Source organism: Zhongshania antarctica, assembly GCF_014202945.1.
In the GTDB taxonomy this organism is placed as follows: domain Bacteria; phylum Pseudomonadota; class Gammaproteobacteria; order Pseudomonadales; family Spongiibacteraceae; genus Spongiibacter; species Spongiibacter antarcticus.
In genome coordinates, this window is the sequence record NZ_JACHHW010000006.1 from 100472 (window position 1) to 126218 (window position 25747).

The window sequence follows — 25747 nt, forward strand, 5'->3', positions numbered from 1 at the left end:
CCATCAGCGGTCGTATACTTGTATATAGCCCCTACCCCTCCCTCATTGCTTCCTTTACTAGCTTTGAGGTTAACCATGAACAAAATCACGTTAAGTGCACTCTGCAGCGCGATAACACTCGCGGCAACAAGCTTGTCTGCTCAAACTCACAACGAAATGGAAACGACCATTGTCACGGCGACCCGCACCGAGCAGTCTATTGCCGACAGCTTGGCACCGGTCACAGTATTTGAACGCGCCGACATTGAGCGTATTCAACCTGTCGACTTACAAGAATTGCTGTCTCGCGCGGTAGGCGTGAGCTTTGTCCGCAACGGCGGGCGGGGCGCCAATACCAGCCTGTTTCTACGCGGCAATCAAAGCAACCACACTTTGGTCTTAATCGATGGCGTGCGCATTGGCTCAGCCACTCTCGGCAGCCCGTCGCTAACCAATCTACCCCCAGAGCTTATTGAGCGGGTGGAGATTGTGCGTGGCTCGCGCTCTAGCTTATACGGCTCTGAGGCCATCGGTGGCGTCGTCAATATTATCACCCGCAAATACCACGACACCGACGGTGTAAAGCCCATGCTGCAACTGGGCATCGGCACCCAGGGTAGCAGCAAAGCCCTGGCAGCCGTAAGCGGTGGCAATAACCAAACCCAGTTTAATCTTAGCGCTCTGCAAGAAAATACTGACGGTATCGATAATAGCGAGAGCAAATCCGGGGTACACGGCGACAAAGACGGCTTTGAACAAACCGCATTCAACCTGACGGCGAGTCATAAAATTAACGAGCGCGCCAGCTTATTTGCGCTATACCAAAACAGCCGCAGCGAAAGCGATTACGACACCAACTGCTACGGCACACCTTTCGCTGTTTACAGTTGTTCGCCCTACTCGGTAAGCGAGGTGAATGTTGCCAATATTCGTGGGGAATTCCAGTTATTGCAAAACTGGCTTTTGACCTTATCGGCAGGTGAATCCAAAGACCAATCACAGATTAAACACCACTATATTGAAAGCGGCGCGGTTGGCGTAAGCGGTGATAATTTTGACACCACCCGCAAAATTTATAGCCTACAAAATGACTGGTTACTCAGTGACAGCCATGTACTCACTGTGGGGTTTGAACGCCTGCTCGACGAAGTCGATAGCAATCTCAATTACGGCGAAGACTCACGCGCTAATAAGGCCGTATTCGCACAGTGGCAGGCTGACCTCGGCATTGTTGACCTCGCTATAGGCGGTCGTAACGACGACAATGAACAGTTCGGTCACTACGACACCCGCAACATCTCGGTCGGCGTTCAAGTTGCCCAACCCATTAAAATCATAGCCTCTTACGGCGAAGGTTTTAATGCACCAACCTTCAACGATCTGTATTACCCCTTCTACGGGGTCGCGACATTAGCGCCGGAAACCTCGGTAAACCGCGAGTTGGAATTGCGCGGCGATCACACGCGGGGAGCGTGGAGTGTCAGCTATTTCCATAATGATGTTGATCAATTAATTCAATACAACCCCGCCACCTTTGGCCCCGACCAAATCAAGGGCGCGGAGCTAAAAGGCCTTGAACTCAGCGCATCGACCAGTCTGTATCAATGGAATATCGAAGCCAACGCCACCTTACTCGACGCCACTGACACCAGCACTAACAAAGATTTGCGGCGTCGAGCCAGCAAACAATTTAATATTGATGCTGATCGCCAATGGCAACACTGGGGCACTAGTGCGAGCTTACGCTTTGTTGGCAATCGTTATGAAGACACAAACAATACCGACGAACTAGGCAGCTACGCTTTAGTCGACAGTGCCGTTTCTTACCGCTTCAATGAGCAGCTTAAACTCAATTTGGCCTTGAAGAACATATTTGACCGCGAGTATGTCACTGCCCGCGGCAGCCTTGGCGATTATCAGCCTATTGGCCGCGAAGCCATGCTCAGCATCACCTACACACCCAAATAAAAGGTATCATTGCCTTTGATTTAAACACCGCCACTTGCCTGCAAGTGGCGGTGTACATTTAACAGGTGACCTAATGACTACACTGAGTGACGACGAAAAACACCAGAAACGCATGCAAATCAAAAAGGCCATGATCGACGAGAAAGTCGCTCAGGCCACCGAAGAGCGCGGTGTACTCATTGTGCTCAGCGGCCCCGGCAAGGGCAAATCTAGCTCTGGCTTTGGCACGGTTATTCGCGCCTTGGGTCACGGTTATAAAGCAGCCGTAGTACAATTTATTAAAGGTACATGGGACTGCGGCGAGCGCAATTTTATTCAGCAGCGCTGTCCAGAAGTACCGTTTATTGTGATGGGTTCCGGTTTTACTTGGGAAACTCAAAGCAAAGAACAAGACCGCGAAGCAGCCCAGCAAGCCTGGCAGAAAACCAAGCTGCTATTGCAAGATGAAACCATTCATCTGGTATTGCTCGACGAAATTACCTACGTTTTAAAATATGGTTATCTCGACGCCGAAGAAGTTTACGAAGCCCTGCGCAATCGCCCCCGCGAGCAGAGCGTCATTGTGACTGGTCGCGGCGCACCGGTACCACTCAAACAACTCGCCGATACCGTGTCGATGATCGACGATACCAAACACGCCTTTCACAACGGTATAAAAGCCCGCAAGGGTGTGGAGTGGTAGTGTTGAAGCCCATTTTCGCCCTCGCACTCATCGCGATTTTTAGCGTCGGCTCAGCTGTCGCGGATATATGTGTGAGGGATGATAGCGGCGCTGAAGTTTGCCTGAGCAAACCCGCGCAGCGCATTATTGCTTTATCTCCTGGTGCGACCGAGCTGATCTACGCCGCTGGCGGCGGTGACCAAGTCATTGCCGCAGTGAGCTATTGCGACTACCCCGAAGCGGCAAAATCACTACCTAGGGTTGGTAGCTATAATCGCTTTGACCAAGAAGCGATTCTGGCGCAGAACCCTGATTTGCTTATTGCTTGGATTGAAGGCAATCCCGCCGAGCAATTAGCCAAATTAAAGTCACTTGGCCTCACAATTTACTATACCCAGCTCAATGATTTTGATGATGTGAGTACTAGCCTAGAAAGGCTGGGCAAACTTGCGGGCAGTGAGACGCACGCCAAACTCGCTGCAGAAAAATTCCGCGCAGGTATTGCCGACTTAGAGAATCGTTACAGCCACTCAGCGCCCGTTACCGTGTTCCAACAAATTTGGAGCAACCCGCTCATGACCGTTAATAATGAGCATATTATTAGCGAGGCCACCCGCATTTGCGGCGGCGTGAATGTGTTTGGCGGTTTGCCTAATCTCAGCGCCCGCATCGACAATGAAGCGGTATTGGCCGCCGACCCCGAGGCCATCATCGCCGGTGGCATGGGCGAAGAAAATCGTGACTGGCTTGACGAATGGCTGCGCTTTAGTGGCCTCACCGCCGTGCGTCGCAACAACTTATTTTTTATTCCACCCTCAACCATTCAGCGGCCAACCCCGCGTTTACTGGAAGGCACCATCCTGCTCTGCCAACATTTAGAGACAGCCCGTGGCCGCCGTTAAAACCAGCCGTGGGGCAGTGCCACACTTTATTCTGCCGCTGAGCATTTTGGCCCTGCTTACGTTTGCCACCCTCGCGCTTGCGATCACCACTGGCAGTGTCAGTATTTCTAACGCCGAACTGTGGCAGGTTCTGAGCGGCGGCGGGGAACCGCTACACCGCACCTTGGTATTTGAACTGCGACTGCCCCGCGCCCTATCCGCCTTTGGCGCTGGCGGCTTACTCGCAGTAGCGGGCGCATTAATGCAAGTGCTACTGCGCAATCCACTGGCCGACCCGTATATTCTAGGTCTGTCTGGCGGCGCGGCGGTCGGCGCCCTCTCTTCAATGTTGCTTGGCCTAAGCGCCGCCGCAGTATCTGGCTCGGCGTTTATCGGCGCCATGGTATCTGCCCTCACCGTATTTGGCTTGGCCCACGGCACCGGCAGCTGGACACCGACACGCTTGCTATTAACCGGCGTTGTTATCGCCTCCGGCTGGGGCGCAGCCATCACCTTTATGCTCGCGGTCAGCCCTAGCGATCAACTGCCAGGCATGTTGTATTGGCTGATGGGCGACCTCGCCTACGCCCGCTCGCCCTGGCCAGCACTCATCGTTCTCGGGCTGATTTCCATTATTATGCTGCCGCTAGGACGCAGCCTAAATGTATTAGCGCGCGGCCAAATGCAGGCAGCCGCACTCGGGGTTTCGGTACGGGCACTGGAATGGACAATTTATATTGCCGCCAGCTTGCTCACCGCCTTTGCGGTCGTCACCGCAGGGAGTATCGGCTTTGTCGGTTTGATTGTGCCGCATATGCTGCGCTTGGTACTCGGCAACGACCAGCGTCTGATCTTGCCCGCCGCGGCCTTAGCCGGCGGGGCGCTACTGACTTTAGCAGACACCTTAGCGCGAACCTTGATCGCCCCCGAGCAATTGCCTGCGGGTGTGATTACCGCACTGATCGGCGTACCTACCTTTTTATACTTACTACACCGGAGCCGCTAAGATGCTCGCGGCCAAAAACCTGATTATCGACATTCCCGAGCGCAACAGTGGCACGCCGCTGTCTTTCGAGATTAAGCCAGGTGAAACCTGGGGCGTACTCGGCCCTAACGGCGCTGGTAAAACCACCTTGCTCCACACCCTAGCGGGACTGCGCAAACCCCGCAGCGGCGCGGTGGAATTAGCGGGCACAGATATTCAGCTACTGCGCCGCAAACAGGTGGCGCAGCAATTGGCGGTGGTTTTTCAAAACAATGGCGAGGGCTTTCCCGCCACGGTATTAGAAACTGCCATGATTGGCCGCCACCCCTTTATTTCCCCTTGGGATATTGAGAGCGCCGAGGATTTAGCCATCGCCCGCGCCGCCCTGCAAAAATTAGAACTAGGCAATTTAGAGCACCGCCTCATTAGCACTTTATCTGGCGGCGAGCGTCAGCGCTTGGCTATTGCCACCGCGCTGAGTCAAACGCCCAAGCTGTGGCTGGCCGACGAACCCAGCAATCATTTGGACTTAAAACACCAAGTGCAAATTATGGAGTTATTAGCCGAGCAGGCGACGGGTAACTGCGGCATTGTGCTGTGCCTGCACGATTTGAATTTAGCCGCCCAGTGGTGCGATAAAATTTTATTACTCTACCCCAACGGCGATGCCTGCTGGGACGATGCCGACACTATGCTCGCCACCCCTGCCCTAGAGAAACTTTACAATCAGCCCCTGCGCAGCATCGTTAGCGACGGCCAGCGCTACTTCATTCCCCTGAGTAGCAGGAACTCAGGCTGATGAACTCAGACGCAAAGAACAACGCCTATACGCAAGCCGACATCGACACAGTGTATCGAGTAATTGCCGAGCGCCGAGATATGCGCCACTTTTGCGGCGGCGAAGTGCCCCACGATACCTTAATGAAATTACTTGGCGCCGCCCACCTCGCGCCCAGTGTCGGCCTAATGCAGCCCTGGCGATTTATTCGGATTCAGAATCCCGAGCTGCGTAATTCAATTTACAACACCGTGCAAGAAGAGCGCATTAAAACCGCCCAAGCCTTAAACGAGCGCGAAGACGAATTTATGCGTTTAAAGGTAGAAGGCATTAAAGACTGCGCCGAGATAATTGTTGTCGCCTTAATGGATCAGCGCGAAAAGCATATCTTTGGTCGTCGCACGCTGCCGAAAATGGATTTGGCGTCGGCGTCCTGCGCTATTCAAAACCTGTGGCTCGCGGCCCGCGCCGAGGGCTTGGGCATGGGCTGGGTGTCGCTATTTGACCCCGAGCAATTGATGCACTTATTGAATATGCCCAGCGGCAGTCTGCCCATCGCCATACTCTGTCTTGGCCCGGTAGATGAATTTTACCCGCGACCCATGCTCGAGACCGAGCAATGGGCGACGCGCAAAGACCTTGATGAACTGATTATGCAAGACGGCTGGCAAGACTAAGGTGCAGGTCTGGCGTCGGACGTCGGACGAAATTAACGTTCTCCCGTCGCCCTAAATAGACGAACCACGCCAATTACATTAAGTGACACACAGCGATGACCCTAACATTAATGATTCAAGGCACTACCTCGGACGCAGGTAAAAGTGTAACGGTTGCCGGCCTGTGCCGCGTATTTAAACGCCGCGGCCTAAGCGTAGCCCCCTTCAAACCTCAGAATATGGCCTTGAATAGCGCGGTGACCCCAGAGGGCGGCGAGATTGGCCGCGCCCAAGCGGTGCAGGCCCAAGCCTGCGGCCTGCTGCCACACACCGACATGAATCCGGTGCTGCTCAAACCCAATAGCGACACCGGCGCCCAGGTGATTATTCACGGCAAGGCGTTGAGCAATATGGAAGCGCAGGATTACCACGCCTATAAAAAACGCGCCATGGTCGCGGTATTAGAATCACATCAGCGCCTTTGCGAACAATACGATGTAATTGTGGTGGAGGGCGCCGGCAGCCCCGCCGAAATTAATTTACGCGCCAATGACATCGCCAATATGGGCTTTGCCGAGGCGGTGAATTGCCCCGTGGTCATTGTGGCCGACATTGATCGCGGCGGTGTGTTCGCCCACTTGGTTGGCACTTTAGATTTGCTATCAGAGAGCGAACAGGCGCGGGTAACGGGCTTTATCATCAATCGCTTTCGCGGCGACATCGCCCTGCTGCAATCTGGCCTCGACTGGCTAGAAGAGCGCACCGGCAAGCCGGTCATCGGCGTGGTGCCCTATATTCACGATTTGCATTTAGAAGCCGAAGACGCCATCGACAGCCGCCAAACCCTGAGTGAAAACGCGATTAAAGTGGTGGTGCCGGTATTCACGCGCATTAGTAATCATACCGATTTCGATGTATTGCGTTTGCACCCGCAGGTCGATCTAAAGTTCGTGGGCAAGGGCGAAGCCGTTCCGCCCTGCGATTTGATTATTCTGCCCGGCAGTAAAAGCACCCGCCGCGACTTAGAGTATTTGCGCAGCAACAACTGGCACAAAGATATTGAAAAGCACCTGCGCTACGGCGGCAAGGTGCTGGGGATTTGCGGCGGTTTTCAAATGTTAGGCCGTGCAGTACACGACCCCGACGCCATCGAGGGCGACGCCGGATCAACTACCGGCCTTGGCCTGCTCGACATGGAAACCGCCCTCGGCAACGACAAAACACTGCGCCAGGTCAGCGGCCATTTGTGGGCAGGAAAAGCAAAAATACGCGGCTATGAAATTCACGCTGGCATCAGCACTGGTCCGGCACTGGATACGCCCTTTGCCGACTTGGGCAGCCATCGCGACGGCGCCCGCAGTGCCGACGGCCAGATTATTGGCAGCTATTTACACGGCCTGTTTGATGAAAGTGAGACTCGTGACAGCCTATTAAAATGGGCTGGTCTCTACGGCGTGGAGACACTGGATTACGCCGAAGTGATTGAAAGTAATATCGACAGACTGGCGGATTGTTTAGAGGCGAATCTGGATATTGAAGCTTTGCTAAGCCCTCTCACAAGACCTAACAAAGCGCAGTAGACCTACAAATCAAAGCGTGAACGCGGCAAACAACTCATCCAGTGCCGACAGCGGCAGCATAGCAAGGCCTTGTAAAATTGGCGGCAAAACCAGCGAATCTAAATGGTAAGCCACTTCTTGGCTAACCAAGAGTAAGACGCTACCCAAAAACTTGGGGCCAAGACCAATCGCGTCACTCACCTCACTTGGCGCAAACTCCTCGATGGGCACAACATTTAGTAATATATTGGCGAGCAAGTCGTCAGTAGTGGAGGCCAATACTTGGGCCATTTCGCCGCTACCAACATTGCCGGTCGCATCGAGTAAACGAGTAACGTCGATTAATAATTCTGACAACAAGTCCAGTGAGGCGCCAGCTACCGGCAGGCTATCGCCCTCCTCGGCAATTCCATCAACAATATTTTGAATATTGCTGGCCAAATTGCGCAGGGGATCGGTGATAGCTCGCAGATTGGCACTGGCGTTTCCATTTGCACTGTCATCATCCGCATTGGGCGACGCCGCACTGAACTGCGCCAGCACAGCGCTGAGCTGGTCGAGGGGCGCCGGCAAGCCTTGACCCTCAGCCGGAACAAGACTGCCTTGTAAGCTTTGCAATGCGTACTGCAGGGCCTGACTTGCCCGCGCGGCTCCGGCCAAGGCCAAGTCTGGATTCTGCTCAGTGGCGGCGCCCTGCAAACCCGTGATCAGCGAATCGGCAACTTCCAATAGTGCAGTACCGGATTCACCCACCCCCGCCACAAGGCGACTAATATTTTCTTCGGGAATGGCCTCGGCAAGGCTATTAAAGCCGCTGCTAAATTGCGTTTGCACCGGATCGAGGTTGCCAGTCTCGCCGTTGACGTCAAAGCTGTCGTTAGTCTGCAGTGGGCTAGTAAAACCTTCTGATTCAGGTAAGCCAATTGCTTCTTGCTGAATTTGCTCGCGCCGAAATGCTGGTTCAGGCTGACTGAGTGAGCTTAAGCCCAGCGCTGCGTCGGCGGGATCGACTTGGTAGATTTCGCCCACCATTTTATCGCCCTTGATTTCGACCCAGACAAAGCCGTAGCTATCGCCCTTTTCATAAAACACGGGATTGTCGTCGCGGTGTTCAAGACTGCGGGTTTTACTCGCCGCACCCGAGAGAATAAAACCGGTTTTACCACAGGAGGCCACGGGCATCAGCCACTGCAAATCGTGGTCGTGGCCAGCAAAGAAGAAGTCTGCTTTATCACATAGGGTTTCTTCAACAAATGCTTTATAGCGTTCACCGGCTAACACCGGCGCAATAAACGCAGGGGCACCGTCGTAATTACCGGCATTGCCGTGGGAGCCGTTGGAGATGTAAGGATGGTGAGCAAAGACAATCTTCCATTTGGCTTTACTGCTGGCCATCGCCGATTTCAGCCACTGAGCTTGAACCAAACCGTAATTATTGTAGGAGTAATTTTCATTGCTGTCGGGGAAGCCCCCGGCAATTTGATTTGAATCAACACCGAACAACTCCACCAGTGGTGCATTGGCCTCGCCGCCTTGCGTAAAGCGGTAATAACGCGACGGCATATGCCAGCGTGAAGTTTGCCGCGGTGAATCTGGGTGCTGACTATCCCGGTAATGGTAGTCGACTTCAAAATCGCCTTTGGCATTATTGGCACCATCGCCGCCAAAGAAACCACTGTTATCATGATTGCCAAGTACAAAGTAAAAGGGCAAATCAATAGGGGCGAAAGGCAGCTCAAACTTTTCTTCAAACTGAGGGTCCAGCGCCGAGCTCACCCCAGACTCATAAATATTGTCGCCCAGGCCCAGCACCAAGTCGCAGCCCCGCGCCGCGCACACCTTGGCCACCGCCTTACCAACCGCATAGGCCCCCTCGCTGCCACTGCCGCTATCGCCGAGCAGTATCATTCTAACAACGGCGTCTTCTTGCGAACTATCAGGAGATGTATCTGGCGCAGGTGTTTCTTGGAGCGGACCATCGAGCGCTGCCGTCGGCATTGCCGAAGAGCCGCCACCACACGCGACTAAATTAAGCAGTAATGCAATTAAGCTCGCCTTAGCGAAATAAGGTAATACCGTCATAGTTATTCAACATTTCAAAAGTTTTTAAAAATAATCACTTCACACTAAACAACGCCCAGTGCCACTAAAACCCTAAGCATATTTTCCATTCAGGACTTGGGCCGCGACAGTGGCGTATCTTCTTTTAAACGGCTGCTGCCGCGTTCAACCGCCATACTTTTTACCTTACTCGACTCCACCCCAGACTGATCCGCAGCGTCGATATTGTCGGCATAATAAAATTCAGCTTGGGCGCGCTGATGAGTAACGTCCATTAAAATGAAGCCGTGATTTTTCAAGTCGGTGTATTTCATATGGGGATTCACCACTGGCAATACCGCCGACACCAATTCTGCTGCGCCGTCAGGAAAGCCCGGTGACGTTACGCTAGGGGTAACAAACTCCACCCCCAACGGCTCCTCAAATACCCCTGAGGTTAATATAGCGCTACTTTTATAGAGTTCATTAGCCCAGCTGCTATGAATATCGCCGGTTAATACCACCATATTTTTAATGGCATTTTCTTCCACAAAATCCAGTATCTCTTCTCGTTCACTGGGGTATCCATCCCATTGATCCATATTTATGGCCACCAGCGGACTAAAATCATTGGTCGGCACACCCGGCAATAAGCGCTGAATTTCCAGCAGTTGCAGCTGAGCAAACATCACCTGCTGGCCCACAATTTTCCAGGTATTTTGTGCGGTAGCGAGCTTGTTTTTAAACCACTCTTTCTGAGATTGTCCGAGCAAATCACGAGCATCGATCCGTGCCGGATCAGCAGGATTATCCAACTGTTTAATTCGCCCTTCTATGCGCGTATCCAGCATGACGAAGTCGGCTAAATCGCCGTAGCTGAAGCTGCGATAAATACTGTCTTCGCTGGCAGTAGGGGGACGAATCGGCATCCATTCAAAATAGGCTTGAATCGCTTGAGTCTTACGCGCAGTCCACTCGCCCTCACCTTCGTTGTGATTATTCGCGCCATCTTTGTAGGAGTTATCGGCAGTTTCGTGGTCATCCCACACGGTAATAAAGGGGTGAATCTGATGCACTGCTTGTAAGTCAACATCGCGGCGGTAATGGGCGTAGCGACGACGATAATCGTCTAACACCAAAATTTCGTGGTTCGGATCAAGCAGGCGACCCGCATTGTCACCGTACTCGCCATCACCATATTCGTAGATGTAATCGCCCAGGTGCAGAACAAAATCGAGATCGCTGCGGTTGGCAATCATCCGATACACCGAGAAATAACCATGGGGGTAGCTGCTGCATGAACACACCGCAAAACGTAAATGCTCGGCGTATTGACCTGGCATCGGCAGGGTTAGCGCACGACCAACGGGAGAGCGTTGATCGCCAACAGAGAAACGATACCAATAATGCTGTTCAGACAGTAAGCCCGCGGCGTCGAACTTAACCGTATAATCTCGTTCGGGGCCAGTCACCAAATTTTCTGCCAGTACGACATTCTCAAACGCGGGGTCTTCAGCAATCTCACATAAGACGGTAATACCACCGCTGTCGGCTTGGTCTGGCGTGACCCTTGTCCACAAAATAACGCGATCATCTAGCGGGTCGCCACTCGCGACACCGTGATTAAATGATACCGGCGGTGCCGTGACTGGACTTCCTGCGGGTGGTTTGCTGGCCGCCGTCGCCCGATTGGAATTGCTGTTGCTACCACAGGCTGTCAATATAGGCACCGCGATAGACACAGTACTTATGGCGCGTAGAAAATGGCGTCGGTTCACGTATAACTCACTCGTACTGTCATTTAAAAGTAACGGCATGATAACCACGCCTTGTTACAGTTAAGTTTCAGTAAAAAACCAAGACAGCAAAAATTAGGTCGACCCTGACCCTATGGAAATGAAATGCCAATGTATAAAACCTTATTAATTTTCTTCTTCACAAGCATCGTGGCCTGCAGCAGCAAGCCTATTCCCTTTACCGATTATATTATTAGTAATTTACTGCGAGATAATTTAATGAGTCTTGCCGAACCGGCAATATTCAGCATTGAAGAAATTATAATTATTGAAAGTGAACACAGCGACAATAGTGGCCGCGCGACCGTAGATGTGCGCCTGAAGTTTCCAGAAGATTTCGACACGGTTACTAGCCTGCACAAGCTGGAGCCCTTTAATATGGCTTACAAACAGTACCAAAGCAGTTTTGGCAAATTCGCCGCCGGTGAGCAGCAGGTGCACCACGCCGAGTACCAGTTTCAGCGCCGGGATGGAAAGTGGTTCATTGTTGGAAGCAAAGCCCTTTCGCCACCGGATATTATTGCCGTAACCGCCCAGACATCAGTAAACTAAAGGCTTGCTGTTACACCGCGCATCAAGATTAAAAGTGACTAGCCAGCTGGACCCATGGCGCCTTGCCTTCTTGATGGTAAACGCTAAAACGCGTCATACCCGCGTAGGGCACATTTATTCGCGTCATCGCCCCCATGGGCATACCCAGCAGATGACACATCATTACCCGAATGACTGCGCCGTGCACCACCAGCAATACCGATTGCCCTTGATGACGCTCAACAATGGCGTCGATGCCAGTACTAATACGCCGACAGAAATCTGGCATGGCCTCGCCATTAGGTGGGCTTGCCTCAGCGGGCGACTCCCAAAATTCTGCCCACTCTCGGGTAAAGCGTTTTCTCGCCTCTGAGTGGGCCAAGCCCTCCCAATCACCAAAATGCATTTCGCGCAAATCGTCCTGCACTGTCATTGTCGTGGCGCGCTGGGCAGCAAGGTCTTCGGCAAAACGCAAACAGCGCTGTAAAGGCGAACTCACAATATGATCCCATTGCATATCGCCTAAAGTAGCAACTTTATCGCACATTTGTTGCCAACCTAACTCGCTGAGTGCCACATCAGTGCTGCCGCGAAAAATTTCACCGCCTTGGCAAGCGCCGTGACGCAGTAAATCGATATGGGTTTCTGTGACTTTAGTCATTACCGCGACTTACCCCTGCTTGCTCAAAGCTCGCCATTTCAATTTGTAAACGACAGGCCGCTTGCATAATGGGCAGCGCGAGCGCCGCACCAGTGCCTTCGCCCAAGCGCATATCCAGTTGCAGGAGTGGCTCGGCTTCCAATTTATTCAATAAACGGCTGTGACCCGGCTCGGCAGAACAATGCGAGAAAAACAACCAAGGCCGAATAGAGGGATTAATTTTTACGGCCGAAATTGCCGCCGCTGTGCAGATATAACCATCGACCAATACCACAATGCCCCGCTGAGCAGCGCGAATATACGCGCCCGCCAAGGCATTAATTTCGTAGCCGCCAATACGACGCAATACTTCCACGCCATTTTTCATATGGGGTAAATGGCGAGACATTGCGCGGGTTACCACCGCCGCCTTTTTCGCCAAAACCTGGTCGCTAATACCGGTACCGCGACCAACCATCGCGGTAGCCGAAAGACGGGTGTGCGCTACTGCCAGCGCTGCCGCAGCGGTGCTATTGCCAATACCCATCTCACCGCCAATAAACACATCAATATCGCCAGCCTGATCTATTATGTCGCGCCCTACTGCCAAGGCCTCTTCGCACTGTTCCAAAGACATGGCTTCAGTTACACACATATTTTGAGTGCCGGCGCCCACCCGTAAATCCTGTACATTGGGTAGATCTTCGAGCGCGTAAACGGTACCCACGTTGACCACGGTAAAATCAACGCCCATCGACTTGGCTAATACGCTGATGGCCGCGCCGCCATTAGCAAAATTGCGCACCATTTCTGAGGTGACGGTTTGCGGGTAGGCTGAAATATCTTCAGTGGTTACGCCGTGATCACCCGCGAATACCGCAATTAATGCTTTGTTAGCATGAGGCTCCAAAGTGCGCTGAATAGCCGACATCTGCACCGCAACATGCTCTAGACGACCGAGCGCACCACGAGGTTTGGTTAAACTATTTTGCCGGGCAATGGCTGCGGCCCGCATGTCTTCGTCAGCTTCCGGTGCCGCTTCCTCGTACCAATGACTCATATCTATTCCCTTTAATCTTATACTTTAATTTTTTAAAATTTGCTCTAAGCCCGCGGTAACAAACACCACTCTATCTGCTAGCGCGGCAATGTCTTGGTGCAAACGCCCAGACTCATCCACAAAGCGACGGGTGAGCGAACCCAGCGGCACTATGCCCTGCCCCACTTCATTGCTAACCAACACAATATGCCCCGGTGCGGTTTGCAAGGTATGCAAGAACTGCCCCTTAACCTGCTGCCAGCTGTCGTCATCTTCTTTGGCCAGCCAATTACTCAGCCACAGAGTAAGGCAATCCACCAAAATAGCCGTTTGCGGTGATGCGTATTGCAGTATTGCCGCAGACAACTCCTCCGGCGCCTCTACAGTACGCCAATCATCAGCCTCGCGCTGCTGTTGATGGTGTTCAATTCTCATCGCCATTTCTGAATCGCCAGCGGTCGCGGTGGCCACATAAATCCGCTGCAGCATAGACCCGCACACCCGTTGCTCGGCCAAACGGCTTTTACCAGAGCGGGCGCCACCCAAATACAATTCCAGCATGTATCTACTCCACTAAGATGCCGAGACTGCCACCGTTTAGCGATCTGACGTATAGTAAACCGCTTATTCTACAAGACTCGACTTCATTGAGGGAAATATGGGACATCGATTATCCAAGATTTACACGCGAACCGGCGATGACGGCACCACCGGCCTCGGCGATGGCTCACGCATAGACAAAGACCACTGTCGTATGGAAGGCATAGGCACAATAGATGAAGTGAATTCTTTTATCGGATTACTGATGGCCGAGTTGCCGGCAGCCGACCCCTATTCACCCTTGCTTGCCCGTATTCAGCACGACTTATTTGACCTGGGCGGCGAGCTGGCCGTACCCGGTTACACCATGATAAGCCCCGAGCGGATCGATGAATTAGAGGCCAGCCTCGACGAATTAAACGCCGACCTGCCACCACTAAAAAACTTCATACTGCCCGGTGGCAGTAAAGCCGCGGCTCTTTGCCATATGGCCCGCGCCGTATGCCGCCGCGCCGAACGCTGCTTGGTCGCGCTAAGCAAAACCGATGAAGTAAATGCCACTGGCCGCAAATATTTGAATCGTTTGTCTGATTTTTTGTTTGTCATGGCCCGGCTGCTAGCGCTGCGCGACGGCGGCCAAGAAGTATTGTGGGTACAGGCGGATAAGCGTTAAAAAAACTGAATGACGCTAAAAATGCAACATCATCGCCAGAAGGATAGTTGCGTTGCCCTTAATCCCCAGCCTCGTTGCTGAGATGGACTCCTGCCTTCGCAGGAGTGACAAGTTTTAGACCTGCTGTCTCTGCAGGGCGCGACGCGTCGCCCCAGCGCGCAGCTACCGACCAAGTCAAACCGGCTAGCTTATTCCCGTCATACCTTTTTCTTTTTTGTCATACCTGCGCAGGCAGGTATCCATGTCAGCGTAGCGAATGCCTTATTACGCCAACGCCTAAACCTACATTCCGTTACAAAAATGGACCCCTGCCTTCGCAGGGGCGGTGCTCGGCCTTCGCAGGAGTGACGTATCTCCCGTCCAGCATTAAGCGGACGCCCTAAGCATTAGCCTTCCCGCATCAGGCACTCGACTCAACTACCCCCACAACCAGGCCGCGCCGCGCACGCCACTGCTGTCACCGTATTTTGCGGGTAGTAGCTTGGTGACGCATTGATCGCTAAAAACGTAATTGCGCCAATACTGCGGAACGGTTTCGTAAAGCATCGCGATATTAGAAAGCCCGCCACCCAGCACAATTGCGTCGGGGTCGACAATATTAATTACGACGGCGAGGGCCGATGCGAGTTGTCGGCAGTAATTATCGAGAACTGCCGCAGCCTGTGCGTCGCCCGCTGTGGCGCGCTTTACAATTTCTGGTGCGGACAAAGCCTCGCCAGTGGCATTGCGATAGCTATGAACCAAGCCCGCGCCGCATAAATAGGTTTCTATGCAGTCTTTTCGCCCGCAGTAGCACGGCCGCCCTTCTGTCATGTTTGGCATTGGGGTGTGCCCCCACTCCCCGGCGATACCATTGGCGCCGCTCAGCACCTGCTTATTAAACACAAGGCCGCCGCCAGTGCCAGTACCGAGGATCACGCCAAACACCGAACTATAGGGCGCGCCAGCGCCATCCACAGCCTCGGATAGCGCAAAGCAATTAGCATCGTTACTAAAACGAACTTGCCGTCCCAGCTGAATACTTAGATCTTCGCGCAGGGCTTCGCCATTGATACATTGGGTATTGCTGTTTTTCATGCGGCCAGTAAGGGCCGATTCGGCACCTGGGCCACCAACGCCAACACTCGCGTGACCACCGGCGGTCGCTTCTAGGCGGCCAACCAAATCCGTAATCGCATCGATAATTGCGGGGTAAGTCTGCGGCGTCGCAACTCGCTCCTTGGCGAGCACAAGGCCGCTGGCAGATAGCACCACACCTTCAATTTTGGTGCCGCCAAGATCAATACCTAACTTCATGCCCAGCCCTTTTCAAAAAGCCCCTTACACCAGCTGCAATACCGCGACCACACACACCCAACACAACAGGCTGCGCGACAGCAGCAGCTGCACGGCGGTAAGTTCATCTGCAGCCGACTTCACAAACTGCTCACCGTCTATCTGACCATCGGGAATATAGTTTGGCAGGGATTTCATGCCGATGCTGTCTAACACCTCGGCGCTGGGCTGGTCACTGCTTAAATGCTGTCGCCATACGCCAATACAGGTATCGAAGTTGGCGACAATAGCAAAGGCCAAGCCTAATAAACGCACTGGCGCCCATTCCAAATAAAACAGGCCGTTAGCCGCCGTATCGCGATCTTGCTGCGGCAGGCTGCGGCTGGCCGCCAACATAAACAACAGGCGATAGGCTAAAGCCCCTGCTGGCCCCAGCAATACAAACCAAAACACCACCGCAAACCAACGTTCAAAACCTTGATAGAAAACGGCCTTGCGCACACTCAGATGCAGCTCCGACGCGTTATCAACACCGCTATCACAGAGTTCGGTGCTAAATCCCCGGCCATGCTGATATGCCCCTTCAAGATCGCCGCGCTGCCAGCTATTTAAATACAGTTTTAAAAGAATCTGGAAGTCACCCCGCCCCAAGCTGTAAAGCAAAATTGCCACGCTTAAAATAAACAGGGGCAAACCAAACAAGATAGGGCTAATTAGCCACAAGACGGCAAACACGAGGATTACCGGCAAAGCAAATACTACAAATAGCCTAGCGCTGCTGGCCGGTATTTTAAGCGCCATCAGTTGCAAGCGCTCAAACCACTCGTCTTTTTGGATCACCCCGCCGCTGCCCCAAAACTGTACGGCCGCCCAAGCAATTAAAATGGCAAAAAAATCCATGTTTTATTCCAATGCGTTTTTAAAATAGGCCCAATCAAAAGCCGCGCCAGGGTCCGTTTTCCGCCCCGGCGCGATATCATTATGCCCCACTATACGCGCGGCTGTAATCGCCGGGTATGAATTGCGCAGCGCGCGACTAATGGCAATTAACGCACGGTACTGAGCATTGGTATAGGCAACTTCGTCACAACCTTCAAGCTCAATGCCAATACTGAAGTCATTACAGTTCTCGCGCCCTTCAAATTGGGAGACTCCCGCATGCCATGCGCGGTCGGCAAAAGACACAAACTGGCTCACGGCGCCATCGCGGTCTATCAATAAGTGGGCGGAAACCGCAAGCCCACGCAAATCAGCAAAGCTCTCATGGGCATTGCAATCGAGACAGTTGGCAAATAGGTCATGAATATACTGACCGCCAAATTGCCCCGCTGGCAGGCTAATATTGTGAATAACCAAAAGGCTAATCTCGGTAGCTGGCGGTCTGGTATTAAAGTTTGGCGATGGATGCTTGGCGACTGACGTTAGCCAGCCAGCCGAATCGATGAAGTACATGCTACTTCCGCACTCGTTACAGCAAGGGGTGAGGCAAGATTACACGGGAAGCGGTGGGACTGTAAAACATTGCTATAAATAAGCAAATTAAAAAGGAATACGACGAGCCCCTAATTACAGAGGCTTGTCTTTCATATCCCGCAAATTGCTAATCACTGATTCTAAAGCACGATCAAATTGACGATCTTCGTCAATCAACAACACTGACTTACGCATAAGGGCTGCGGCCAGCTCGTCACGATTGAATTCCGCCACTTTAATACCGGAGCGATTTACAAAAATATAGCGCCCAATACCGTTAATAACAGCAGCCAATCGACACCGCAGCATTTTGCCGTCGTCTTGGCGCAGATCAACCCAATTGCCAACCCGTAAGGACTGCAAACGCGCGGTTAATTGCGCTTCGTCCTCAGCCCGCATCGGATTTAGCTCGGCAGAGGCCATATCATTAGCAAGCTCATCGTCAGCAGCAAGCTCCGATTTGTCGTTATTAGCACCAAAGCTTTGCTCCAACACCGCATCTAAGGAGGCAATATCTGAGTCCGCTGCAGTCTCGGGCTTTACCGTTGGCGCGGGGGGCGCGTCTTTGCGGCTCAACTTGGCAAGGTGTAAACGCTCAAGCTGATCTAGCCACTGGCTAGTCTCAAAGCTATTCAATGATACCCGGTTGAAGCCTAATCTTAGGGTTTCAATCAATACCGGAAGTGCTGAGATCAATTCATTGCGATGACCTGGGTCGCTAGAGGGCTGCACACTCCAAAGTAAACGCTCAATTAAGCCGGCATCTTCAGCAAATCGTTCGCTATCGCGACCATGCTGAATATAGCTTAGGAATAACACTTTACTCCAACCCAGCTGCAATATTTTACTTAGCACTGGTGGGCAATCAACTCCCGCCAAACGCGACTCCAACACACCGGCAATATGCATCCGCGCAGTTTCTGCAGTTGCCTTGCCATCTTCGGTGTCGACCGTGCGCTGAGCAACCAGCTCGGCCCGCCGCTTAGCCTTTTCATTAAAGGTGAGGAATTCCGCATGGGCGTCAACAAACACCTGGGTATCGACACCAAAATCACGCAGCACCCGCATAACGACTTTTTCAATCTCGCGGTACAGTGGATCTTTGTCCACCCCAGCGACCGGCGACCAGCCAATACCCGCACTAACCAAGGCACTGAGTAGCTTGCGGGCGGGGTGCTCTTCATGACCGAAAAAACCCTTATCGAGCATGGCCATTTTCAGCACAGGTATCTGCAGCCTAGCAATTAAGCCTTTTAAGGGCTCAGCCAAACTGTCGCCCTCTAAAATATACTGAAATAAGGCGCCAACAAAATTAATGGTGTCTTGGTCTCGCTGGTAGCTCAGCGCCGAGGCATCGGTACTGGCAACCCGCATCACCTGAGATAAGCGCGCAATCAACTTCTGAGCAATAGCGCTAAAATCAACACTATCACCACCGTTTATCGAGATCTGCACATTAAAATGCGTAAACTGCTCGTTTTGCATATCTTGCAACGCGACCATAAACGAGGGCTTAGAAACTGCCGCCTTTGAGGCATCTAACTCAGCGTCATTCGCGCTGAGCATGGTGTCGAAGGCATCAAATAATTGGGTAACCAACTCCGTTGACTGGGAACGTTCTTCAGCAGGCGCCTCGCTAGACAACGTTTCGCCACTGGCCTGATCTTGGGCTTCGCCTGAGGCGCTAGGCTTGTTTGCCAGCAACTCAACAGGCAGGCCATTGGCCTCAAGTACGGGGCTTAAGGCCTTATAGAACTCACCAAATGCACTAATAATCTGCGTATCAAACAGCTTAAACAAGACCAAGCGGGCCTTGATATCAATATCTAAACCGCGGCATGCCGAGCCCAGTGCTTCGGCAATTTTTGCCGGGCCCACTGGCAACTCTTTGGCCGCCAGCACTGGGCCATTCGTCGCCTGCTGCCACGCGGTGCATAGCACCCAAACTTCTTTCAAAAAGCGACGTTCAGCCTTTTTTGCCATACCCTCCAGCGCGACCAGTTCTTCCAGCGCCTCAGACTCCAGCAAGCGCAACTTCGCCTGACCATTTTCTCGGGAACTGGCTTTAGTGCCGCTGGCGAGATTGAAACCTTGGCCAAAAGCCTCGGCAAAGCCCATTTCAATAGACTGCCTATTCACCCGAATTTCGCGCATCGCATCAAAATACACATGCTGCTCACGGGCATTACTCGCGTCGTCCGCCAATTCAAATAAGGCATCGTCGACATCGTCTAGCAAACTGCAAAGACGGTCATTTAAATACAATACACACTTATCACGAATTGCGGCTATCGCCACCGGCAAGGCGGCGCCAGTCGACACCGACTCGCGCCGCGACTGTAAATCCACTACCTTAGGTGACTGATCTACCATAATACTTTCGCCAAAATCTCAATGTAAACGTTGGAAATATAGAACGTAAGCCCCTGAACTGTCGAGCAAAAGCTCAACAATGACGCATAATTCACTTGAATGAAATAGTTATACGGCAAATACCCCCCAGGGCACTACTGTTACAACTACTTACAAGCCCAAGCAAAACACCATGAACATAGGCAGGCCAAGGCATGTGCTGGTAGAATAGCGGCGCTCCGAATTATCTTGCCAATAACCCCGGAAAATCACCATGCAGTTCACAACTCAATTACAGCGCGACATCACAGAAACCGTGGCCTTCGCCCTTAAAGAAGACATTGGCAGCGGCGACATCACCGCCCAGCTTATTCCCGTCACGCAGACCGCCAAAGCTCGCATTATTACCCGCGAAAACGCCGTGATTTGTGGCACCGAATGGGTGAACGAGGTTTTTCGCCAAATTGATAGCTCCGTCACAATTCACTGGCACGTTGCCGACGGCGATGCCGTAAAACCCGATCAGCTGCTTTTTGAACTAGCAGGCTCGGCGCGCTCACTACTCACTGGCGAGCGCACCGCCCTGAATTTTTTACAATTACTCTCTGGCACCGCAACTATCTGTAAAAGCTATGCCGATATCGTCGCCCACACCCAAGTGCGCCTGCTCGATACCCGCAAAACCATACCCGGCCTACGCACCGCCCAAAAATACGCCGTCACCTGTGGTGGTTGCCACAACCACCGTATTGGCCTCTACGATGCATTCCTTATCAAAGAAAACCACATCGCCGCCTGCGGCGGCATCCCCGCCGCCATCAGCGCCGCCAAAGAAATCGCCCCCAGCAAACCCGTAGAAGTAGAAGTAGAGAGTATAGCAGAGCTAGAGATTGCCCTAGCGGGTAATGCCGACATCATCATGCTCGACAACTTTAGCTTGGCAGACATGAAAACTGGCGTTGAGCTTACTGCAGGAAGAGCCAAATTGGAGGCATCTGGGAATGTCGATACTTCAACCTTGGCGGGTATTGCAGAGACTGGGGTTGATTATATTTCGATAGGCGCGCTGACCAAGCACGCGCAGGCGGTGGATTTGTCGATGCGGTTTATTTGACGCATCACAAAAATACGAATTTACCCACACACGTAAGTACCAGCACACCAATTACATGAACGGGTTGAAATCCAAATAATACGGCTTACGAGGACTTTCATTTGGGAATATTTGCACCCAGACCCCAATCCTGCTTTTTACTGGAATCCACGAAAACTCCCCAACAGGTAGCTTAGAAGCGAAATCTTCTAAACGGTTTAACGCCGAAAGTGCCGACAGCAATCTTTGCCTATCGTAGGCGACAGTAAGGACCTCGCCCTCATGGCAATGCCGATAATACTTCGGCAACAGCTCAATATCTCGCCCATTTAAAGCTGACAAGAGAAGCGCATTTTTTTCCACGGCTCCAGTAGGACGGTCCACACAAATGGTAATTGGCCCAGAAATAGGAAGCTTCGAGAAGTCCGCCGCTGCCTCATTTAAATCCGCGTCATTTAATTCCAAAGCACCGACCATTTCAAAGCGATCAATGACTAAAACTTGGTATACAGGCCTAGAATTAAAAGTTGAGTATAAACCATAGCTTAACGCCGCTAATTGAACTAACACTACCAATGTATAATCCACCCATAATTCACGCGTTGACTTCTCGGGGTTATAGACCACCAAAGACATGAGAGGGCCAAGACAAACCTCTACCGCCAAAATTAAGAGATATAAATTTGCCCCTTCCATTAAAAAAGCAAGTTGGTCGGGGTACCAAAGGCAAAAAACCAATACAGCACTTAAAAGGGCTATAACAATCGTTACAATAGCGTGAACAACCGTCGCCCGAATTTTCGCTTTTAAGATTTGCCACGTAACACTCAAAGTACCTAATTTCATTGCGAAAACTTTACCTTAATAAACCCAAAATCCATCGTTCCTCAGATATAAAAAAGGCCTCTTAAAAGAGGCCTTTTTACTACTACACGATTATATCAACCGCGACATTCTGATGGTGCAACGTTAGCAGGAATTGTAGCCGCTACTGTCGGCAAAACCGGACCAGTAGTACGACCCAACGCATGACAGGTCCACACGATAGTACCAATAGGGCGGTTACCAGCAGCCAAAGCAGCTCCATTCGCGGTAGGAACTAAAACCAAGGTCTCATTAGCACCAACGGCAGAAATACGAGTCGTGTAGGTAAGCGTGACTTCACCAGTTGCAGTATTAATAGTTAAATCTTGTACATTGGGCGAACCTACAGTTCCGGCATTATCCGACAAGAACTGAGTACAAGTTGCAACAGCGCCTGCACACGGAGCAATTACCGCACCGTAACTAGCATTAGTTGGGTAGCCGCCACCTAAACCAGCAGATGCAGCAGGGTTAACAGCCGCTGCATTATCCATAACAACTGTTTTTGCTTCAGCGGCAATAACCAAGCCTTCAGATACGCGGCTTCGTGTGGTGTAATCCTGATACGCAGGCAGTGCTACTGCAGCCAAAATACCAATGATCGCAACAACAATCATTAGTTCGATTAGGGTAAAACCTTGTTGTAATTTTTTCATGTAAATCTCCAAAGAATAAGGCAATCATTTTGTGCCGTGATAAAACGCATCACTAAATTGCTACGCAGCAGAATTCATACCAAGACCTCCAACAACAAAACCCAGAAAGAAAAATAAATATAACTTCCTATTTATTAATACGTTACAAGAAAATCGCAAACTCAACCAGCAAGAACTCCACCTCAACCGAAGCATCTCAGCACACAATACTGACAAAAAATGTCAGATACTTCCAAATTAGAATTACATGAAGATCAGGCTCGGTCCAGTTCATCCAATATTATTCACTCCTCCCTGCCTTGATGTAATGCTTTATATTAAGGTAGGCACTATACTGTTTTTTATACATTTTCTAAGTGATCGACGGCATGAATAGCTCTGTAATTCCTTTAAATGGCCTAGCTAGGCGGCTTGTGTACGATGAGCTCCTCGACGAGGACACGATACGCAAGGCTATTGACGCAGCCCAAAAAGACAAGAAAAGCTTAGTAACGCATTTAGTTAACAAAAAGCTCGCTGATGGAGTCCGTATTGCGGAGATTGCCGCAGATGAATTCGGCATTCCCTTCATTGACCTGCGCTCATACACGACCGAATTAGCGCCACAAAAGATCGTAGACAACAAGCTAATCAAGACACACCGCGCGCTGCCCCTATGGAAGCGAGGCAAGCGCCTCTTCATCGGCATGTCTGACCCCACCAACCTCCATGCACTAGACCAAATTAAATTCCATACCGGCCTAACGACTGAACCTATTGTTGTCGAAGAGGCCGCCCTCAATACCGCTATTGATAAGTATATTGCCGCTCAAGAGGAGTCCCTTGCCGACAGTCTTGGCGATATGGACGATATCAGCCTTGAAAACCTCGATATCGAAGCTGTTGATGAAGACGCGGGCGGAGATGTCGACCTAAAGGGCGCCGACGAAGCCCCTGTGGTGAAATTTGTAAATAAGGTACTGCTAGATGCGATTCGGGGTGGCGCCTCGGACATTCACTTTGAACCCTATGAGAAGATCTACCGAGTCCGCTACCGTACCGATGGCATACTGCAGGAAGTTGCCCGCCCACCGTCAAGTCTCGGCTATCGGCTTGCAGCACGCTTAAAGGTTATGTCACAGATGGACATCTCAGAGCGGCGCGTACCCCAAGATGGCCGGATTAAAATGAAGCTGTCGAAGACCCGAGCTATCGACTTCCGGGTTAACACACTACCTACCCTCTGGGGCGAAAAAGTGGTGTTGCGGATACTAGACCCATCATCAGCGCAGATGGGTATCGACGCCTTGGGCTATGAGCCAGTACAGAAAGATCTGTACATGAAAGCCCTCAATCAGCCCCAAGGTATGATTTTGGTCACAGGGCCCACTGGTTCAGGTAAAACTGTATCGCTTTATACGGGCCTGAACATTCTCAACACCCCAGAAAGGAATATTTCCACTGCAGAAGACCCAGTCGAAATTAACTTAGAAGGCATTAACCAAGTTCACGTCAATGCCAAAGTCGGTCTCGGCTTCCCTGAAGCGCTCCGCTCCTTTTTACGACAAGACCCCGACATTATCATGGTGGGTGAAATTCGTGACTTAGAGACAGCTGAAATCGCGATTAAAGCCGCACAAACCGGTCATTTGGTGTTATCGACCCTACACACCAATAGCGCGCCAGAAACCCTGACCCGCTTACTCAATATGGGGGTCCCTGCCTTTAACGTGGCTACCTCGGTTAGCCTAATTATTGCCCAGCGCTTGGCGCGGCGCCTCTGTAAAGAATGCGCGAAACCTGCCGATGACATACCAAAGCAAACACTGTTAGATGAAGGTTTCTCAGAAAAGCTATTAGAAACTGCCAAAATCATGCACCCGGTAGGCTGTGATCACTGCAATAACGGATATAAAGGCCGCGTCGGTATTTATGAAGTAATTCGCATCACCCCCGATATATCTCGTATTATTATGGAAAATGGCAACTCATTAGCCATTGCCGCTCAAGCACAAGCAGAAGGTTTTAATAATTTACGCCAATCTGCGCTAATGAAATGCGCACAAGGCGTTACCAGTCTTGAAGAAGTCAACCGGGTTACCAAGGATTAACGATGGCAGCAGCTAAAACTGATACTTTTGTCTGGCAGGGCGTAGACAAACAGGGCCGGAAAACTCGAGGCGAGTTAAACGCTCCCTCTTCGGCTATTGTTAAAGCTCATCTTCGCAAGCAAGGCATCGCTGCCAAAAACGTCAAAAAGAAGGCAAAGCCACTTTTCAGCAGCAAAAAGGCGATTAAGCCTGCCGATATCGCTATTTTTACTCGCCAAATGGCCACAATGCTGAAAGCTGGCGTCCCCCTAGTACAGAGCTTCGATATTGTTGCTGAAGGCGTTGAAAACCCAACGATGCAGGAACTAGTCACCGACATTAAGAATGAAGTCGCATCCGGCGGAGGCTTCGCCGTAGCTTGCAGCAAACACCCAAAATATTTTGACGATCTATTTTGTAGTTTAATTGCATCTGGAGAGTCTTCAGGTACTTTAGAACTAATGCTCGACAGAGTCGCAACTTATAAAGAGAAAACTGAAGCTCTTAAGGCCAAGATCAAAAAAGCGCTTACTTATCCAATAGCAGTAATTGTCGTTGCTGTCGTCGTCACCAGTATTTTGCTTATTAAAGTGGTGCCGCAATTCGCTGCCACATTTGAAAACTTTGGCTCAGATCTACCTGCTTTCACAAAAATGGTCGTATCCATGTCTGAATGGATGCAAGCTAACTGGTACATCCTTTTGGGGGCTGCTGTAATTTTTAGCGCTGCTTTTGGGAAGGCAAGGGAAAAATCCAAACCTTTTTCTGATTGGGTGGATAAGATGATGCTAAAAATACCCGTTGTCGGGGATATAGTTTTCAATTCGGTTATTGCACGATTTTCCCGCACACTAGCAACAACATTTGGTGCTGGCGTTCCGCTGGTTGACGCCCTGAACTCAGTGGCTGGTGCCGCCGGTAATGCCGTTTATTCAAAAGCAATAATTCAAATTCGCGACGACGTAACCACCGGTCAAACTCTCTATTCATCAATTAAATTCACCAATTTATTTCCCAGCATGCTTCTCCAAATGGTCTCTATTGGTGAAGAATCCGGCTCACTCGACGATATGCTCGATAAGGTTGCGAATCATTACGAAGATGCTGTCGATAATGCCGTTGACACTTTAACATCCCTGCTCGAACCCTTTATTATGTCTATCCTAGGCGTGATGGTCGGCGGCCTAATGATCGCTATGTACCTCCCCATATTCATGCTTGGCTCCGCCATTTAACGGC

Annotated in this window: 23 protein-coding genes; 12 read left to right on the forward strand and 11 right to left on the reverse strand. The window is 51.4% G+C overall.

Going from position 1 to position 25747, the window contains the following annotated elements; all coding sequences use genetic code 11:
• The first annotated feature begins 75 nt into the window (after positions 1-75).
• The 7 genes from HNQ57_RS11610 (at position 76) to HNQ57_RS11640 (ending at position 7488) form a co-directional block, all read left to right on the forward strand.
• A complete protein-coding gene (locus HNQ57_RS11610) occupies positions 76-1947 on the forward strand; it encodes a TonB-dependent receptor domain-containing protein (RefSeq protein WP_184463157.1) in 1872 nt (623 codons plus the stop codon).
• A gap of 73 nt (positions 1948-2020) precedes the next feature.
• Positions 2021-2629, forward strand: coding sequence for a cob(I)yrinic acid a,c-diamide adenosyltransferase (gene cobO / locus HNQ57_RS11615; protein WP_184463160.1), 609 nt, complete (start codon positions 2021-2023; stop codon positions 2627-2629).
• Positions 2629-3510 (forward strand): cobalamin-binding protein, encoded by an 882-nt coding sequence (locus HNQ57_RS11620; protein ID WP_226968340.1) that lies wholly within the window; start codon positions 2629-2631, stop codon positions 3508-3510. The genes cobO and HNQ57_RS11620 overlap by 1 nt, the downstream gene beginning before the upstream one ends.
• On the forward strand, positions 3497-4495 hold the full coding sequence (locus tag HNQ57_RS11625; protein WP_226968341.1) for a FecCD family ABC transporter permease: 999 nt from the start codon (positions 3497-3499) through the stop codon (positions 4493-4495). The genes HNQ57_RS11620 and HNQ57_RS11625 overlap by 14 nt, the downstream gene beginning before the upstream one ends.
• 1 nt (position 4496) lies before the next feature.
• Positions 4497-5273 carry an ABC transporter ATP-binding protein gene (locus HNQ57_RS11630; RefSeq protein WP_184463162.1) on the forward strand — a complete coding sequence of 259 codons (777 nt, stop codon included), beginning with the start codon at positions 4497-4499 and terminating at the stop codon, positions 5271-5273.
• The gene (gene bluB / locus HNQ57_RS11635) at positions 5273-5929 is read left to right on the forward strand and encodes a 5,6-dimethylbenzimidazole synthase (RefSeq protein ID WP_184463165.1); all 657 of its coding nucleotides are present in this window, start codon (positions 5273-5275) and stop codon (positions 5927-5929) included. Before HNQ57_RS11630 ends, bluB begins: the two co-directional genes overlap by 1 nt.
• A 95-nt stretch (positions 5930-6024) precedes the next feature.
• Positions 6025-7488 (forward strand): cobyric acid synthase, encoded by a 1464-nt coding sequence (locus HNQ57_RS11640; protein WP_184463166.1) that lies wholly within the window; start codon positions 6025-6027, stop codon positions 7486-7488.
• A 9-nt stretch (positions 7489-7497) separates the two neighbouring features.
• On the opposite strand, the gene HNQ57_RS11645 is transcribed toward HNQ57_RS11640, so the two are convergent.
• Together HNQ57_RS11645 and HNQ57_RS11650 are read right to left on the reverse strand one after the other, a co-directional pair.
• Positions 7498-9549 carry a metallophosphoesterase gene (locus HNQ57_RS11645; protein WP_184463168.1) on the reverse strand — a complete coding sequence of 684 codons (2052 nt, stop codon included), beginning with the start codon at positions 9547-9549 and terminating at the stop codon, positions 7498-7500.
• Positions 9550-9638: 89 nt separating this feature from the next.
• Complete coding sequence (locus HNQ57_RS11650) at positions 9639-11324, reverse strand: alkaline phosphatase D family protein (protein ID WP_184463170.1); 1686 nt, start codon at positions 11322-11324, stop codon at positions 9639-9641.
• An 84-nt stretch (positions 11325-11408) separates the two neighbouring features.
• Here HNQ57_RS11650 and HNQ57_RS11655 point away from each other — a divergent pair, with 84 nt between their 5' ends.
• Positions 11409-11855: a hypothetical protein gene (locus HNQ57_RS11655; RefSeq protein ID WP_184463172.1), complete on the forward strand. Its 447-nt coding sequence runs from the start codon at positions 11409-11411 to the stop codon at positions 11853-11855.
• A 28-nt stretch (positions 11856-11883) separates the two neighbouring features.
• Here HNQ57_RS11655 and HNQ57_RS11660 read toward each other — a convergent pair whose 3' ends face one another.
• Genes HNQ57_RS11660 through cobU form a run of 3 tightly spaced genes read right to left on the reverse strand, consistent with a single transcriptional unit; the run spans position 11884 to position 14074 of the window.
• A complete protein-coding gene (locus HNQ57_RS11660) occupies positions 11884-12495 on the reverse strand; it encodes a histidine phosphatase family protein (RefSeq protein ID WP_184463173.1) in 612 nt (203 codons plus the stop codon).
• Positions 12488-13534 (reverse strand): nicotinate-nucleotide--dimethylbenzimidazole phosphoribosyltransferase, encoded by a 1047-nt coding sequence (gene cobT / locus HNQ57_RS11665; RefSeq protein ID WP_184463175.1) that lies wholly within the window; start codon positions 13532-13534, stop codon positions 12488-12490. Before cobT ends, HNQ57_RS11660 begins: the two co-directional genes overlap by 8 nt.
• A gap of 24 nt (positions 13535-13558) precedes the next feature.
• Complete coding sequence (cobU, locus tag HNQ57_RS11670; protein WP_184463177.1) at positions 13559-14074, reverse strand: bifunctional adenosylcobinamide kinase/adenosylcobinamide-phosphate guanylyltransferase; 516 nt, start codon at positions 14072-14074, stop codon at positions 13559-13561.
• A gap of 97 nt (positions 14075-14171) precedes the next feature.
• Here cobU and HNQ57_RS11675 point away from each other — a divergent pair, with 97 nt between their 5' ends.
• Complete coding sequence (locus HNQ57_RS11675; protein ID WP_184463179.1) at positions 14172-14726, forward strand: cob(I)yrinic acid a,c-diamide adenosyltransferase; 555 nt, start codon at positions 14172-14174, stop codon at positions 14724-14726.
• Between the two features lie 417 nt (positions 14727-15143).
• On the opposite strand, the gene HNQ57_RS11680 is transcribed toward HNQ57_RS11675, so the two are convergent.
• The 4 genes from HNQ57_RS11680 to HNQ57_RS11695 form a co-directional block, all read right to left on the reverse strand.
• Positions 15144-16022 (reverse strand): ROK family protein, encoded by an 879-nt coding sequence (locus tag HNQ57_RS11680; protein WP_184463181.1) that lies wholly within the window; start codon positions 16020-16022, stop codon positions 15144-15146.
• A gap of 24 nt (positions 16023-16046) precedes the next feature.
• Positions 16047-16901 (reverse strand): regulatory signaling modulator protein AmpE, encoded by an 855-nt coding sequence (ampE, locus tag HNQ57_RS11685; RefSeq protein ID WP_184463183.1) that lies wholly within the window; start codon positions 16899-16901, stop codon positions 16047-16049.
• A 3-nt stretch (positions 16902-16904) separates the two neighbouring features.
• Entirely contained in the window at positions 16905-17453 is a 549-nt protein-coding gene (gene ampD, locus HNQ57_RS11690) for a 1,6-anhydro-N-acetylmuramyl-L-alanine amidase AmpD (RefSeq protein ID WP_008251548.1), read from the reverse strand.
• Between the two features lie 114 nt (positions 17454-17567).
• On the reverse strand, positions 17568-19847 hold the full coding sequence (locus tag HNQ57_RS11695; protein WP_184463185.1) for a DUF1631 domain-containing protein: 2280 nt from the start codon (positions 19845-19847) through the stop codon (positions 17568-17570).
• A 253-nt stretch (positions 19848-20100) separates the two neighbouring features.
• Between HNQ57_RS11695 and nadC the strand changes: the two genes are divergently transcribed.
• Positions 20101-20940 (forward strand): carboxylating nicotinate-nucleotide diphosphorylase, encoded by an 840-nt coding sequence (gene nadC / locus HNQ57_RS11700; RefSeq protein WP_184463187.1) that lies wholly within the window; start codon positions 20101-20103, stop codon positions 20938-20940.
• 51 nt (positions 20941-20991) lie between these two features.
• Here the strand turns inward: nadC and HNQ57_RS11705 are convergent, their stop codons facing one another.
• On the reverse strand, positions 20992-21765 hold the full coding sequence (locus HNQ57_RS11705; protein WP_184463189.1) for a hypothetical protein: 774 nt from the start codon (positions 21763-21765) through the stop codon (positions 20992-20994).
• A 95-nt stretch (positions 21766-21860) separates the two neighbouring features.
• Positions 21861-22439, reverse strand: coding sequence for a pilin (locus HNQ57_RS11710; RefSeq protein ID WP_184463191.1), 579 nt, complete (start codon positions 22437-22439; stop codon positions 21861-21863).
• Between the two features lie 368 nt (positions 22440-22807).
• On the opposite strand from HNQ57_RS11710, the gene pilB reads away from it, so the two are divergent.
• Positions 22808-24529, forward strand: coding sequence for a type IV-A pilus assembly ATPase PilB (gene pilB / locus HNQ57_RS11715; RefSeq protein ID WP_184463193.1), 1722 nt, complete (start codon positions 22808-22810; stop codon positions 24527-24529).
• A 2-nt stretch (positions 24530-24531) separates the two neighbouring features.
• Positions 24532-25743, forward strand: coding sequence for a type II secretion system F family protein (locus HNQ57_RS11720; RefSeq protein ID WP_184463195.1), 1212 nt, complete (start codon positions 24532-24534; stop codon positions 25741-25743).
• Positions 25744-25747: the final 4 nt, after the last annotated feature.

What these genes read in the sequence shown, in the direction of transcription:
- HNQ57_RS11610 (WP_184463157.1), top strand. Translation starts at nt 76, where the DNA reads ATGAACAAAATCACGTTAAGTGCACTCTGCAGCGCGATAACACTCGCG.
- cobO (WP_184463160.1), top strand. Translation starts at nt 2,021, where the DNA reads ATGACTACACTGAGTGACGACGAAAAACACCAGAAACGCATGCAAATC.
- HNQ57_RS11630 (WP_184463162.1), top strand. Translation starts at nt 4,497, where the DNA reads ATGCTCGCGGCCAAAAACCTGATTATCGACATTCCCGAGCGCAACAGT.
- bluB (WP_184463165.1), top strand. Translation starts at nt 5,273, where the DNA reads ATGAACTCAGACGCAAAGAACAACGCCTATACGCAAGCCGACATCGAC.
- HNQ57_RS11640 (WP_184463166.1), top strand. Translation starts at nt 6,025, where the DNA reads ATGACCCTAACATTAATGATTCAAGGCACTACCTCGGACGCAGGTAAA.
- HNQ57_RS11645 (WP_184463168.1), bottom strand. Translation starts at nt 9,549, where the DNA reads ATGACGGTATTACCTTATTTCGCTAAGGCGAGCTTAATTGCATTACTG.
- HNQ57_RS11650 (WP_184463170.1), bottom strand. Translation starts at nt 11,324, where the DNA reads ATGCCGTTACTTTTAAATGACAGTACGAGTGAGTTATACGTGAACCGA.
- HNQ57_RS11655 (WP_184463172.1), top strand. Translation starts at nt 11,409, where the DNA reads ATGCCAATGTATAAAACCTTATTAATTTTCTTCTTCACAAGCATCGTG.
- HNQ57_RS11660 (WP_184463173.1), bottom strand. Translation starts at nt 12,495, where the DNA reads ATGACTAAAGTCACAGAAACCCATATCGATTTACTGCGTCACGGCGCT.
- cobT (WP_184463175.1), bottom strand. Translation starts at nt 13,534, where the DNA reads ATGAGTCATTGGTACGAGGAAGCGGCACCGGAAGCTGACGAAGACATG.
- cobU (WP_184463177.1), bottom strand. Translation starts at nt 14,074, where the DNA reads ATGCTGGAATTGTATTTGGGTGGCGCCCGCTCTGGTAAAAGCCGTTTG.
- HNQ57_RS11675 (WP_184463179.1), top strand. Translation starts at nt 14,172, where the DNA reads ATGGGACATCGATTATCCAAGATTTACACGCGAACCGGCGATGACGGC.
- HNQ57_RS11680 (WP_184463181.1), bottom strand. Translation starts at nt 16,022, where the DNA reads ATGAAGTTAGGTATTGATCTTGGCGGCACCAAAATTGAAGGTGTGGTG.
- ampE (WP_184463183.1), bottom strand. Translation starts at nt 16,901, where the DNA reads ATGGATTTTTTTGCCATTTTAATTGCTTGGGCGGCCGTACAGTTTTGG.
- ampD (WP_008251548.1), bottom strand. Translation starts at nt 17,453, where the DNA reads ATGTACTTCATCGATTCGGCTGGCTGGCTAACGTCAGTCGCCAAGCAT.
- HNQ57_RS11695 (WP_184463185.1), bottom strand. Translation starts at nt 19,847, where the DNA reads ATGGTAGATCAGTCACCTAAGGTAGTGGATTTACAGTCGCGGCGCGAG.
- nadC (WP_184463187.1), top strand. Translation starts at nt 20,101, where the DNA reads ATGCAGTTCACAACTCAATTACAGCGCGACATCACAGAAACCGTGGCC.
- HNQ57_RS11705 (WP_184463189.1), bottom strand. Translation starts at nt 21,765, where the DNA reads ATGAAATTAGGTACTTTGAGTGTTACGTGGCAAATCTTAAAAGCGAAA.
- HNQ57_RS11710 (WP_184463191.1), bottom strand. Translation starts at nt 22,439, where the DNA reads ATGAAAAAATTACAACAAGGTTTTACCCTAATCGAACTAATGATTGTT.
- pilB (WP_184463193.1), top strand. Translation starts at nt 22,808, where the DNA reads ATGAATAGCTCTGTAATTCCTTTAAATGGCCTAGCTAGGCGGCTTGTG.
- HNQ57_RS11720 (WP_184463195.1), top strand. Translation starts at nt 24,532, where the DNA reads ATGGCAGCAGCTAAAACTGATACTTTTGTCTGGCAGGGCGTAGACAAA.